Below are 11,613 nucleotides of genomic sequence, written 5' to 3'. Positions count from 1 at the left end.
GTTGGCCGCAGGGACGTTCGCGGATCGAGTTGGACGCAAAAAAGTCTTTTTGACTGGCCTTGTGGGTTTTACAGTTGTCTCCTTTCTACTGGGGGGCGCGCAAAGTGCTACGGCGCTTTCGCTCCTGCGCACAATTCAAGGAACGTTCGGAGCCGCATTGCTCTCAGCCGGGTCTGCGATGCTTGCGAGCTCGTTCCATGCTGAAGCTAAAAAAAAGGCATTGAGCTGGATTGGAACAAGTTTTGGTGTGGGGCTTGCGTTGGGGCCGCCCGTATCGGGCATGCTGATCGATGCCTTTGGTTGGCGATCCATTTTCTTTTTGTCCTCCTTTCTCGGAATTCTCGCTTTGATCGTAGGGCATGGGGCCCTAAAGGAGTCGAGAGATCCCGAAGTCAAGGAGGTCGACTGGGTTGGGATTCTTTCGATCTGCGCTTCATTAAGTCTAATGACCTGGGCATTTCTGCAGGCACCTGTCCAAGGGTGGACGAGCTTTTCGACACTTGCCTATTTGCTCAGCTCCTTGGTCGCTCTGTTGATATTCATAAACGTGCAACACCGTCAGATCCGACCCATGCTAGATCTTTCGTTGTTCAAATATGCGGCATTCCTAGCCGTGCAGGCGTTGCCTCTGGCTACAACCTGCTGTTATGTGGTGCTTCTACTCCTACTGCCGATTCGTCTGGTTGCCATTGAGGGCATGTCACCTGCGAAAGCGGGGGTAGCGATGTTTACCCTAAGCTTGCCACTGATGATACTTCCTACCGTCGCAGTTCGATTGGCTAGGCGTTTCTCCCCGGCTGCGATCTCGGGGCTAGGGCTAGTGATCGCCAGCATAGGGCTTGTGCTGCTTTCGCTCCGAGAGGGCGGAGGCATGACTGAACTCATCATCCCTCTTCTAATAATTGGAGTGGGCACTGGTCTCCCTTGGGGGCTCATGGATAGCTTGTCTGTATCCGTAGTGCCTTCAGATCGAGCAGGTATGGCTTCAGGGGTTTTCAACACTGTCCGGTTGGCGAGTGAGTCGTTGGGCTTGGCTTTGGCTGGCTCGGTGCTGGCGCTGCTGATCAGTGTCCAACTACCCACACTTGCAGCAAATGCGTTCGACTTGGCCCAAGGGAACATTGGTCAGGTGGCAACGGTTACTCAGCTAGATCAATCGGTTATACACGATGTCTACGTTTCCGCCTTTGCTACTCTGCTGCGAGGCCTTGCGATCATAACGTCTATGCTCGCAGTGTTCGTTATGGTTTTTTTGGAGCGCTCTCGTACAGAACTAAGTTTTCGAGTGACTTGAGTGTTGTTTGCTGCAACTAATATTTGGAGAGTCGGAGAGATAGTTTTCTTTTGGTTGATGAGAGCGATGTTGGATGTAGTTAAGCCACACCCACTGCTTCCAACTCGCTTTGCAAGTCGAACCAAGTGTTTTCTAGCGCTGTAATTTCCGACAGATAGCCATGGATCAACAGCGAGGTCGCTTGAAGCTTAGAGAGCTCACAGGTATTGCCAGTTAGCTTTTCCTCCTGCACGGCCTTGCTGGTCTGAAGTTTTGAAATACTCGATTCGATATCTTCAAGTTTCTGCTGGATAAATTTGACCCGCTTCGATACTTGGGCATCAGCCGAGTGCCTCAGCGGTTGCTTTTCGGAGTGCCGCTAGTTCTCTTGCCTGGTGAGTTGCTGTCGTTTTGCCTCGCTCAACAGGTGGCGATGGTAATCTTCGAGATCTCCATCGAATGATACGACGCCACCATCACCCACCAACCAGAACTCCTCACAGACGGAGCGTAACAGTGCTCGGTCGTGGCTCACCAGCATCAGGCTGCCCTCGAACTGGTTCAGCGCTAGGGCCAATGCTTCGCGTGTGGCAAGATCGAGGTGGTTGGTTGGTTCGTCGAGCAATAGAAGGTTGGGGCGTTGCCACACAAGCATGCACAATACCAACCTGGCTTTTTCTCCGCCGCTCAGTGTGCTGACGTTCTGGGTGACCATGTCGCCGCTGATGTTGAAGGTGCCGAGGTAATTTCTCATCTCCTGCTCCCGCGCAGCTTGCCCGGGTTGGTCGACTGCATTCTTGGCAAGTTCCAGCATGTGGCCCAAGGGGGTATCGTCCACTCGCAGCACGTCCAGTTCTTGTTGAGCAAAATACCCAATAGTCAGGCCCTTTCCCTCGATAATCGAGCCGTTAACAATTCGCAAATCTCTAGCGATCGTCTTGACGAGGGTCGATTTTCCCTGCCCATTCGCGCCTAGAATCCCGATGCGCTGGCCAGCAAGCACAGACTTACGAACACCCCTGAGGATGAGGTTGCGGTCATCGGCGTTGCCTGAGGGATACCCAAAATCGGCATTCTCGATAGTCAGCATAGGACTTGGAATGTTCATAGGCTCTTTGAAGGTAAAAGTGAACTCAGCCTCAGCTATCACGGCGGTAATCTTCTCTATACGCTCCAAAGCCTTGATACGGCTTTGAGCTTGGCGTGCTTTGGTCGCTTTATACCGGAAGCGGTCGATATATTTCTGCAAGTGCGCCATCTTCTCCTGCTGCTTTTCGTGAGCTGCTTGCTTCTGATCAAGCTTCTCTGCTCGTAAGCTTTCGAACACGCTGTAGTTGCCGTTGTATCGATTGAGCTGAGCATGCTCAAGATGCACCGTCACCTCGGTCACAGCGTCAAGAAATTCGCGGTCATGGCTGATGACCAGCATGGTGCCCTCGAACTTGGCAAGCCAGGCTTCGAGCCAAATCAGGGCATCAAGATCAAGATGGTTGGTGGGCTCGTCGAGCAGCAGCAGGTCGCACGGACACATCAGCGCGCGAGCCAGCTGTAATCTCATTTGCCAACCGCCAGAGAAGCTGTTTACTGGATTGTTCAGTACGCCAGGCTTGAACCCCAGCCCCTGTATGAGGACTTGGGCGCGAGCGGCCGCATCATGATCCCCGGCGTCAGTCAGGTCGCAGTAAGCCTGGGCCATGGCCATCCCATCATCCTGGGCGATCGCGACCTCCAGTGCCGCGCGAGCCTGCATCAGGACGACGTCGCCCTGCAAAACGAAGTCGGTCGCACCGTCCGCAGTCTCTGGCATATTCTGGGCAACCTGAGAAATCCTCCACTTCACCGGCATCTCGAAGTCGCCTAGATCCTCCCTTACTTGGCCGGTGAAGAGCGAGAAAAGGGTCGACTTGCCCGCCCCGTTGCGCCCAACCAATGAAGCTTTCTCTCCAGCGTTTATCAGCACATTGGCCTGCTGAAGCAGCACTTTCGTGCCCAGTCTGAGTTCGATGTTTTTAAGAGAGATCATGGGGTAGTCGATGTGGTTTCAGTGATGTAGGGACGGCTGTGCAGAGTTGTTGGCAAGCTAAAAGATTTGTCGATCAGCAAGGCGTCAGGAGTGTCATCTGTTCTGTACTGTTATGAGGAACAGCGCCTCGCCCGGTAGGCGGCTGCCCTCATAAAAAGCCACGCTCGCGCGTGCCCCAAGGTGTAGGGAAGACGATCAGCTATTTTGTCGAACAATGCTTCTCTAGACACCGGGATTGCTCACTCGTAGCCGTAGAGCCCACACCATGCCTAGCACGACCATGGCGATGATTGCTCCAATCAGAACGTCAGTAAGGCACTCGTTAGGGGGCTTACCTGGGGCAATTGAAACGATGGAAAGTCAGCAGGGGAGAGGCCGCTGAGTGAATGGCAGTGTTAAAGGGTGTGTTCATAACGGGTCTTATTTTTATTAAGTGAGTTTTGAGCGTCGTACTTATTTTTGGCTGCTTTGCCATTTGGACGACACGAAATAGTTTTTGTGCTCCTTCGCAAGGGTTCGGCCTTTGATCATGTCCGCCGCTTTCTCGGCGATCATGATCGTTGGTGCGTTCGTGTTTGACGCGATGACCTCTGGCATAACTGAGGCGTCTGCCACTCTTAGGTTGGCGATCCCGTGCACGCGAAGATCTGGAGTGACCACCGCCATTGGATCGCCTGCAGCGCCCATACGGCACGTGCACGATGGGTGGAACGCGGTGGCAACGGCTTTGCGGATCCAACTGTCGAGCTGCTCGTCGGTCTGGTAATCGATACCTGGTTCGAGTTCTTTGTCTCGCAGTTCGTGAAACGCTTCTTGGGCAACAATTTCTCGGGTCAGTCTGAGTGCTTCCCGGAGTGAAATGATGTCGTTCTCAGCTTCCAGGTAATTGAACTTGATGTTCGGCTTGGTGGCTGGATCAGGTGAAGTGATCTTCACTGCACCACGGCTTTCCGTTCGCATCAGCGACATGTGAATCTGAAAACTGAAGCCTTCGTAGGGTGTGAATGTGTCCTTCTGAAATGCCAAAGGCAGTATTTCAAGCTTGAAGTTTGGATATTCAAGGCCTGGGCGTGAGCGCAGGTAAGCTGCTGCTTCGAACTGGTTGCTGGACGCGGCACCTGACCGGTTCAGGAACCAGGAAATGCCCGTGAGGTGCTTCTTCGGAAACTTTAGGATCGTGCCAAGGCCAACGGCAGTTTTGCACTTCCACTTGATGACCAGGTCAGGGTGATCCTGTAGGTTAGCGCCTACTCCTGGCAGCTCATGGACAACGGGAACACTTGCGTTCTCAAGCACGTCACGCGGGCCAATCCCGGACAGCTGAAGTAGCTGCGGAGAATTGAAGGCTCCACCGCATACGATAACCTCGCGATTCGCGAGCACTTGGAGTCGGTCGCCATCATGGCGGTATACAACGCCCTTGGCGGTCTTGTTCGTGATCAGGATTTTTTCAGCCAAGGCACCGGTGATGACATGAAGGTTCTTGCGCTTCATCACGGTGCTGGACAAATACGCGCGCGCTGTACTCCAACGCTCACCTTTGTAGATGGTGCATTCGTTCGGGCCGAAGCCTTCTTGTTGAAACCCATTGGAGTCTTTGGTGACCGGATAGCCTGCTTGAGCACCTGCGAGCATGAAAGCCTTATTGACAGGATTGGCCATCACATCGGGACAATTCACAAAAAGTGGGCCTTCAGTGCCACGATAATCGTTTTTGTTGCCCAGGCTTGTCTCGGCCTTTTTGAAATAGGGGAGCACGCCCGCATAGCCCCAACCGTCGCAGCCGTATTTTTTCTCCCAGTTCTCATAATCAAGCGCATGACCGCGCGTGTAAACCATGCCGTTGATGGAAGAGGAGCCGCCAAGAACGCGCCCACGTGGATGGGCAATCTGACGGTTGTTGATGGTTGCGTCGCGCGTTGATTCGTAAGCCCAGTTGAACTTCTCGTCGATTAGAAGGCGCTCTACCGCCAATGGCATGTCGATCGTCCAGCTTTTATTTGTCGGCCCAGCCTCAATGAGGAGGACGCTAACGCTGGACTCTTCTGAGAGGCGCGAAGCGATGACGCACCCACTAGAACCTCCGCCAACGACGACGTAGTCATATTGCTGAAGAGCCTTCGATACAATTCCCATCTCTTACTCCAAAAACGTCAATTCGGTACGTGCACAGATACGAGAATTCGCACACGTGCGAGGCCTTATTTAGCGCCTTCCGTAATGGCATAACACGGTGTCGTGAGCCATACGAAAGCGAGTGTCGATTTACGACGAACGCTTTCGCATGGCTGTTCAGTGAAGCGGCTGCGATCAGTCTTCCAGCAAGTTGCTCAGATGCTCCATGACCTCAACGTACTCGCCCAGCATCTCAGCGAAGACCTGGCGAACAGTTGTTTCCTGGTTCATGTCACCGACAATCTGGCCCACAGCGTAAGTCCAGTAGTCGAACCGACGTACCCGCTCAGCCCGGCGCAGTGGCACGCCACCTAGGATTGATTGCAGAGGGAAGGTCAGAGGCTTCACTTCCTCGGCCTTGTCCCAGGCTTCGGTGTAGTTGCTGCGCAGGATTCGGCAGTTCTTGCCAGTAAGAGCCTTGCTCACAACAGCGTCTTCTGACTTCGATTCGAACATGCGTTCTTTCATGTTCGGAGTCAGATCGCTCTCACGGGTACCCAACCAAATCGAGCCGCACCACGCGCCTGCGGCGCCCAGTGCCATTGCTGCAACAAACTGACGACCGCGACCGATACCGCCTGCGGCCAGTACTGGAATCGGTGCCATCGCGTCGACCAGCTGAGGCCACAGAACCATGGAGCCAACGCGACCGACGTGGCCGCCCGCTTCAGCGCCTTGGGCGATCAGTACGTCGACGCCAGCTTCTTTTTGCTTCATGGCGTGATCGATATTGCCGACCAGTGCGCCCACTTTCAGGCCGTGCTGATGGACGATCTCGACTACGTGTTTGGGTGCTGCACCCATCGCGCTGACGATGAATTTCACACCGGGGTGACGCAGCGCGATCTGCAGCGAGCGCTCGCTATCGCTTGGTGTCATCTTCATCTTGTCGGCGTGCTCTTGAGCAAATGCCTTGGCGTCATCGTCTGGCAGCTCGGGAATGCCAGCGTCATTCATCATTTTATCGACGAAATGACGATGGCCTTCCGGCAGGATCTTGGCTGGATCGCGATCGTCGGTGAGTGGGGCGAAGGTGCCAGGAAACACGATATCCACGCCGTAGGGTTTGCCTTCGATGCGCTCGTCGATCCATTTCAACGAGACTTCCAGCTCTTCTGGAGTCATCCATGCAGCACCCAGGATCCCCATGCCACCTGCCTTGGAGGCTTCGAGCACGACATCGCGGCAATGGGAAAAAGCGAAGAGCGGGATGTCGATCCCAAACATTTCAGTGACTGCAGTACGCATAAGGATACAGACCTCTGGTGAAGCCGCCTGACGCGGCGCTTTTGTTCAAATTCGGGGCGCCGACGGGGTCGGTTGGCTCCTTGGAAATATCTTAGACCCGTGAGTCTTTTTTGTATACTGCAAAGTCAAAAGGTTGTACATTCGGTCTCAAGCCACCTTCGCCAGCCCTTCCGTACAGGGCCCCTACGCAAAGAAACGCTCGCTAACTGGCGGTCGTATCACCAGGGGATTAAACGAGGGCAGTCAGGAGGCGAGGACTACTTCACCGTATGAAATGCTGGCACCGTAGGAGCATCGCATGCACATCGTTGTAACTCTTAAGCAAGTATTTGACCCGAACACTCCGCCTGTTTTGCTGCAGGTTGCTCCGGACGAGAAATCGATAGAGATGCGCTCTGGTATGAGCTCAGTTCTCAATGGTTATGACGCCAACGCTGTCGAAGAAGCGTTGAAGATCAAGGAAGCGGTCGGCGGTACTGTGACCGTGATGACCGTTGGGGACGACCAGGCCATTGCCCAGTTACGTCGAGCGATCGCGATGGGCGCGGATGGTGGTGTACATATTAAAGGCGCGGTTGGTCTCGATTGCGACAGCTTCGTAATTGCCGACCAACTGGCCAAAGCCATCCAGAAGCTGGGCAATGTCGACCTCGTTCTTTCAGGCAAGGCTTCGTCCGATACCGATGCGGGTCAGACGCATCTCATCCTCGCCGAGAAGCTAGGCTTTGCTTCCGTTTCTCCTGTCAAAGCAATCGCCCAGGTTGAAGAGCAAGCGCTAACTGTTGACCGCATGAGTGAGGATGTCACTCAGCGTCTCAAGGCGAGACTGCCTCTGCTGGTGGGTATTTCCAACGAGGCCAACAAGCCTCGTACCGCAGGCCTCAAAGGCGTGATGATGGCCAAAAAGGTCGTGATCCCTACGTGGACTGAGGCCGACTTGGGCGTCCCATCTGCGGCGCCGTCGATCGAGCTGACGCGGCTGTTTATCAAGCCTGCCGTTAAGGTGGACACCGTAATGATTTCCGAAGGCTCCGACGAAGCAAATGGTCGTGCCTTGGCAGACCGTCTGGTTCAAGAGGGGGTGATCTGATGTCCAGCATTGTCGTTTTTGGTGAGATTCAGAATGGCGTGTTGACTCAGGTTTCGGCGGAAGCCATCACTGCTGCCTTGTCCGTGCGTGAGTCTGGCTCGCAAATTGTCGCTGCCCTGATCGGCAGCGGTATCTCCGACGGCGCATTCCCAATAGCGGATGTCGACCGCCTATTGGTAGTCGATGACGCTCAAGTGACTGGCTACACCTGCGAAGCCTTCGTCAGCGCTGCGGCAGAGATCGCGAAAAAAGCAGGTGCTGAGCTGATTATCGTTCCTCACACTTCCAACGCACTGGAGTGGGCACCGCGTCTAGCAGCACGGTTGAACGCAGCGCTGGTTACCAACTGCAGTGCTCTTGAGAAAGCGAGTGGTGCACTGCTCGCGACCAAGCCTGTGTGCGGTGGCGCCGTTCAAGCGCAATACTCAATGACAAGCGAGTTGAAGGTTGTGACTCTTTCCGCCGGTGCTTTCGCTCCAGCAGCAGGTGGTGCGGCTGTTGCTGCTGAAAAGGTAGCTATGGGCGCTATCGACAACCCGGTCTCGGTGGTTGAAACGATTTCCGAAGCCGCAGGTGACGGCCCATCACTTCGCACCGCAAAAGTCGTTGTGTCTGGTGGTATCGGGATCGGCAGTGCCGGTGACTGGAAAGTCATCGAAGAGTCCGCCAAGGGACTCAATGCTGCTGTCGGTGCGACTCGGGCTGCGGTAGAAATGGGATGGGTTCCGACTACCAAGCAGGTAGGTTTCAGTGGCTTGAAAGTTGCCGCAGAACTTTATGTCGCTGCTGGCATTTCTGGGGCGATTCATCACCTGGCCGGCATCAGCCGCGTCAAAAACGTCGTAGCCATCAACAGCGATGCTGAGGCCAACATTTTCAGCGTTGCGAAGTTCGGTGTGGTGGGTGACGCTAAGGTTGTCCTGCCAGCTTTCGTTGCGCGTGTACAAGAGCTGCGTAGCAAGTAGGTGAATTGCGATGACTATTACAAAAGAACAAGTTGTCGTCGTGGGCGCAGGCGTTGCAGGTTGTACTGCGGCGCTTGAGGCTGCACGTCGGGGACTGACCGTGACACTGATTGATGAACACCCACAGAACACTGCAGCCATGAGCCTCGACGCGCCATACTTTTACGGCGCTCGACTTGCTCCTGTTTTGTCGGATGAAGGCACGATTGCAGACCGCGTGTTGGGCTCCAACGATCTTTTGATGGAATGTCTGGAAGCAGGTGTTGAAGTACTGACCAACACCTGCGTTTGGGGCCTCTTTGTGTCGGGTGCAAACAATGAGCATCTGGAGTGCAATCAGGTCGGCCTGGCCGATACTGAGAAATCCTGGATGCTTGGCTTTGACTACCTCATCGTTGCTGCGGGCGCCCGCGATTTAGTGCTGTCCTTTGACGGTTGGCACCTGCCTGGAGTGCTGGCGGCAAAAGGTGCCACTACGCTGATGGGTAAATATCAGGCGCTTGGCGGTAATCAGGTACTGGTATTAGGCTCGGGCAACGTGGCCCTCCAGCTAGCGATCCAAGCAATCGCGCTTGGTATCAAGGTCGTGGGTATCGTCGAAGCTGCTGATGAGTTGCAGGGGGATTCTGAGCTCGCTGCTTCCTTGAGGGATCAGGGCGTTCAAATCTTTAGCGGGTACTGTATCAAGAGCACCGTTGGCGTGAACGAAGTCAGCGGGGCTGTGTTGGTTCCTGTCTCTGACAAGTCTCTGCCGGCAGTCGATGTGACATGCGACACCGTTTGCATGGCCTACGGTGTGGTGCCGAATGTCGAGCTGGTTGCTTCAGCCGGCGGCGCTCTGGACTACAACGCGGATCTCGGTGGTTGGGCTCCTCGGCTGACCTCCGAGTTCGAAAGCACGATCTCGAATGTCTTTGTGGCAGGTGATGCCAGCGGAGTGACCGAAACTGCGCTCGTCAACCCAGAAGTGTCGATCTACCAAGGTCAGCGCATCGCTGCTGCGATCGCGGCGCGTGAGGGCCAGGCAGTGGAGGGTGAAATCTCTTCACCTCAGGTGCAGTCGGACTCCCGATCAGTCTATCCACCGCAGTATTGGCTAGACGCTTTGGTCAAGGCTGGTGGCATGGGCGTGATGGCATGCCAGTGTGAGGATGTATCGCGTCAGGAACTCATCGAAGTTCGTGCGCCGAAGTACCTCGCCTCGACCCTTAGCAGTCCTTGCGATGCAGCCAAAACATTCGTTGCGGAGGGCCAGGCAAGCCAGGACATGCTCAAGCGTATGACGCGGGTTGGTATGGGCCACTGCCAAGGTCGCCGTTGCCGTGAGCATTCAGCGATGCTGCTTGCAGGCATTGCCGGCGTTGAATTGAACAAGGTCGCTCCAGGCAGTTATAGAGTGCCTGTACGTGCTCTGCCGCTGAACATCATCCGTGCGCACGATGAACCCAAAGAGATGCGTGACAACTGGCCGACGTGGTTGCACCCGGTCGAAGACACGATCCCTGGCGTTCACTGAGTCGCCTGCAGGTAAGAGGTTTGTATGCAAAACGCAGATGTCGTAATTATCGGGGCGGGGATTACAGGGCTGGCCTCTGCTTACTGGCTTGCAAAGGCTGGAGCCAAGGTCATTGTTCTCGACAAGGGTCGTACCGCAGCTGAAGCCTCTTCTCGCGCAACCGGCTTCCTGAGCTTGCGTGGCGAACAGCCGATGGAATCGGCGCTTGCCGCTGAAGCCGAAAAGCTGTGGGACACCCTTGATGAAGAGCTGGGATACCCCACGGAGTGGAAGCAGGAGGGGCGCCTCTGGGTCGCCACGAATGCTCAGGAGTGGGCGGACATGCAGCTCACCTATGAGCACTTCTGCACGACGGCAATCCCGTTTGAGCTGATTGACGGTGAGCAGTGCAGGAAGATTGCTCCTTGCCTCATGCCTGGCATTGTTGGAGGCATTCACACCCATCGCTCAGGACACGGTAACCCGCAGCGCACCTCTCAAGCATTTGCTTGGGCGTTTCAGGATCGCGGCGGTGTCATTATCGAAAACAGTCCTGCGCTGGATATCCTGGTGGAAGGTGGTCGAGTCAAAGGTGTGCGTACACCCGATTCGATTATCTACGCACCGATCGTGGTGAACTGCGCGGGCCCCCAACTCGCGAAAGTAGGCGCGATGGTGGGAGTGGACATCCCAATCGCTACGGTGCGCCTGGAATCGATGGTCACTGCGCCGCTTCCACCTCTGTTTGATGTCGCGATGGTTGGTAACGGTTTGTCGTTGCGTCAGACCCGTCGTGGCAACATCCATTTTAACGGGGGGCCACATGAGTGGATCGATGTCAGCCTCACTGAAGAATCTGCCAAGCCCAATACGCCTATCGTGCGGAATATCGCTGGACGCTTGGCTGAGCTGATGCCTTCGATTGCTCATATCCCACTGCTTCGTAGCTGGGCCGGCATCATTGATGTCACGCCAGATCAAGTGTGTATCGTTGATCGGCTCAGCGATCCTGAGGGATTGATCATCGCGTGCACCTCCGGCCACGGATTTGGGATGGCGGTGAGCGTGGGGGTCGCGGTGAAGGATCTCGCGTTGGAGGGCAAGACTTCGATGCCTATCGATGCTTTGAAGTTGGATCGCTTCAAAGATCTTCCTTTGGATTGGAAGGTACAAAGGAAGTGGCAACCAGGAAGTTATAACACCTAAAAATTAAACATTGTTCGTAACCAATCTACACCAGTGAGTTCGTTGGTATTGAGCGCTCGGCACTTCTGATTTTCTAACAATAGAACATAAGTGCTGCGGGAGCATTTTGCCTGAAAACTACACTTTGAAAAGTAAGAT

The 11,613-nt window shown here is 54.9% G+C and carries 8 protein-coding genes; 5 read left to right on the top strand and 3 right to left on the bottom strand.

What is annotated here, in order from left to right; all coding sequences use genetic code 11:
* The coding region (locus ACRESJ_RS07965; RefSeq protein WP_431757419.1) for an MFS transporter at positions 1–1,294 on the top strand (1,294 nt) is incomplete at its 5' end.
* 358 nt (positions 1,295–1,652) lie between these two features.
* Here the strand turns inward: ACRESJ_RS07965 and ACRESJ_RS07960 are convergent.
* The 3 genes from ACRESJ_RS07960 to ACRESJ_RS07950 all read right to left on the bottom strand — a co-directional run bounded on the left by ACRESJ_RS07960 (position 1,653) and on the right by ACRESJ_RS07950 (position 6,719).
* Positions 1,653–3,296 carry an ABC-F family ATP-binding cassette domain-containing protein gene (locus ACRESJ_RS07960; RefSeq protein ID WP_431757418.1) on the bottom strand — a complete coding sequence of 548 codons (1,644 nt, stop codon included), beginning with the start codon at positions 3,294–3,296 and terminating at the stop codon, positions 1,653–1,655.
* Positions 3,297–3,749: 453 nt separating this feature from the next.
* Positions 3,750–5,432: a choline dehydrogenase gene (locus ACRESJ_RS07955; protein WP_431757417.1), complete on the bottom strand. Its 1,683-nt coding sequence runs from the start codon at positions 5,430–5,432 to the stop codon at positions 3,750–3,752.
* Between the two features lie 174 nt (positions 5,433–5,606).
* Complete coding sequence (locus ACRESJ_RS07950; RefSeq protein WP_431757416.1) at positions 5,607–6,719, bottom strand: NAD(P)H-dependent flavin oxidoreductase; 1,113 nt, start codon at positions 6,717–6,719, stop codon at positions 5,607–5,609.
* A 298-nt stretch (positions 6,720–7,017) separates the two neighbouring features.
* Here ACRESJ_RS07950 and ACRESJ_RS07945 point away from each other — a divergent pair, with 298 nt between their 5' ends.
* From ACRESJ_RS07945 to ACRESJ_RS07930, 4 genes are read left to right on the top strand one after another with little or no spacing between them, the layout of a single operon-like run.
* Positions 7,018–7,809, top strand: a complete 792-nt coding sequence (locus ACRESJ_RS07945; protein WP_431757415.1) for an electron transfer flavoprotein subunit beta/FixA family protein — start codon at positions 7,018–7,020, stop codon at positions 7,807–7,809.
* On the top strand, positions 7,809–8,774 hold the full coding sequence (locus tag ACRESJ_RS07940) for an electron transfer flavoprotein subunit alpha/FixB family protein (RefSeq protein WP_431757414.1): 966 nt from the start codon (positions 7,809–7,811) through the stop codon (positions 8,772–8,774). The genes ACRESJ_RS07945 and ACRESJ_RS07940 overlap by 1 nt, the downstream gene beginning before the upstream one ends.
* 10 nt (positions 8,775–8,784) lie before the next feature.
* Positions 8,785–10,290 (top strand): FAD-dependent oxidoreductase, encoded by a 1,506-nt coding sequence (locus ACRESJ_RS07935; RefSeq protein WP_431757413.1) that lies wholly within the window; start codon positions 8,785–8,787, stop codon positions 10,288–10,290.
* Between the two features lie 24 nt (positions 10,291–10,314).
* The gene (locus ACRESJ_RS07930; RefSeq protein WP_431757412.1) at positions 10,315–11,475 is read left to right on the top strand and encodes an NAD(P)/FAD-dependent oxidoreductase; all 1,161 of its coding nucleotides are present in this window, start codon (positions 10,315–10,317) and stop codon (positions 11,473–11,475) included.
* Positions 11,476–11,613: the final 138 nt, after the last annotated feature.

Origin of the sequence: Pseudomonas sp., assembly GCF_050739655.1 — a bacterium.
In the GTDB taxonomy this organism is placed as follows: domain Bacteria; phylum Pseudomonadota; class Gammaproteobacteria; order Pseudomonadales; family Pseudomonadaceae; genus Aquipseudomonas.
The sequence above is the reverse complement of the archived record's forward strand: the minus strand, read 5'-3'. Positions and strand labels throughout refer to the sequence as shown.

Excerpts from the sequence above, each read along its gene's own strand:
- ACRESJ_RS07945 (WP_431757415.1), top strand. The coding sequence starts at position 7,018 with ATGCACATCGTTGTAACTCTTAAGCAAGTATTTGACCCGAACACTCCG.
- ACRESJ_RS07930 (WP_431757412.1), top strand. The coding sequence starts at position 10,315 with ATGCAAAACGCAGATGTCGTAATTATCGGGGCGGGGATTACAGGGCTG.
- ACRESJ_RS07940 (WP_431757414.1), top strand. The coding sequence starts at position 7,809 with ATGTCCAGCATTGTCGTTTTTGGTGAGATTCAGAATGGCGTGTTGACT.
- ACRESJ_RS07935 (WP_431757413.1), top strand. The coding sequence starts at position 8,785 with ATGACTATTACAAAAGAACAAGTTGTCGTCGTGGGCGCAGGCGTTGCA.
- ACRESJ_RS07950 (WP_431757416.1), bottom strand. The coding sequence starts at position 6,719 with ATGCGTACTGCAGTCACTGAAATGTTTGGGATCGACATCCCGCTCTTC.
- ACRESJ_RS07960 (WP_431757418.1), bottom strand. The coding sequence starts at position 3,296 with ATGATCTCTCTTAAAAACATCGAACTCAGACTGGGCACGAAAGTGCTG.
- ACRESJ_RS07955 (WP_431757417.1), bottom strand. The coding sequence starts at position 5,432 with ATGGGAATTGTATCGAAGGCTCTTCAGCAATATGACTACGTCGTCGTT.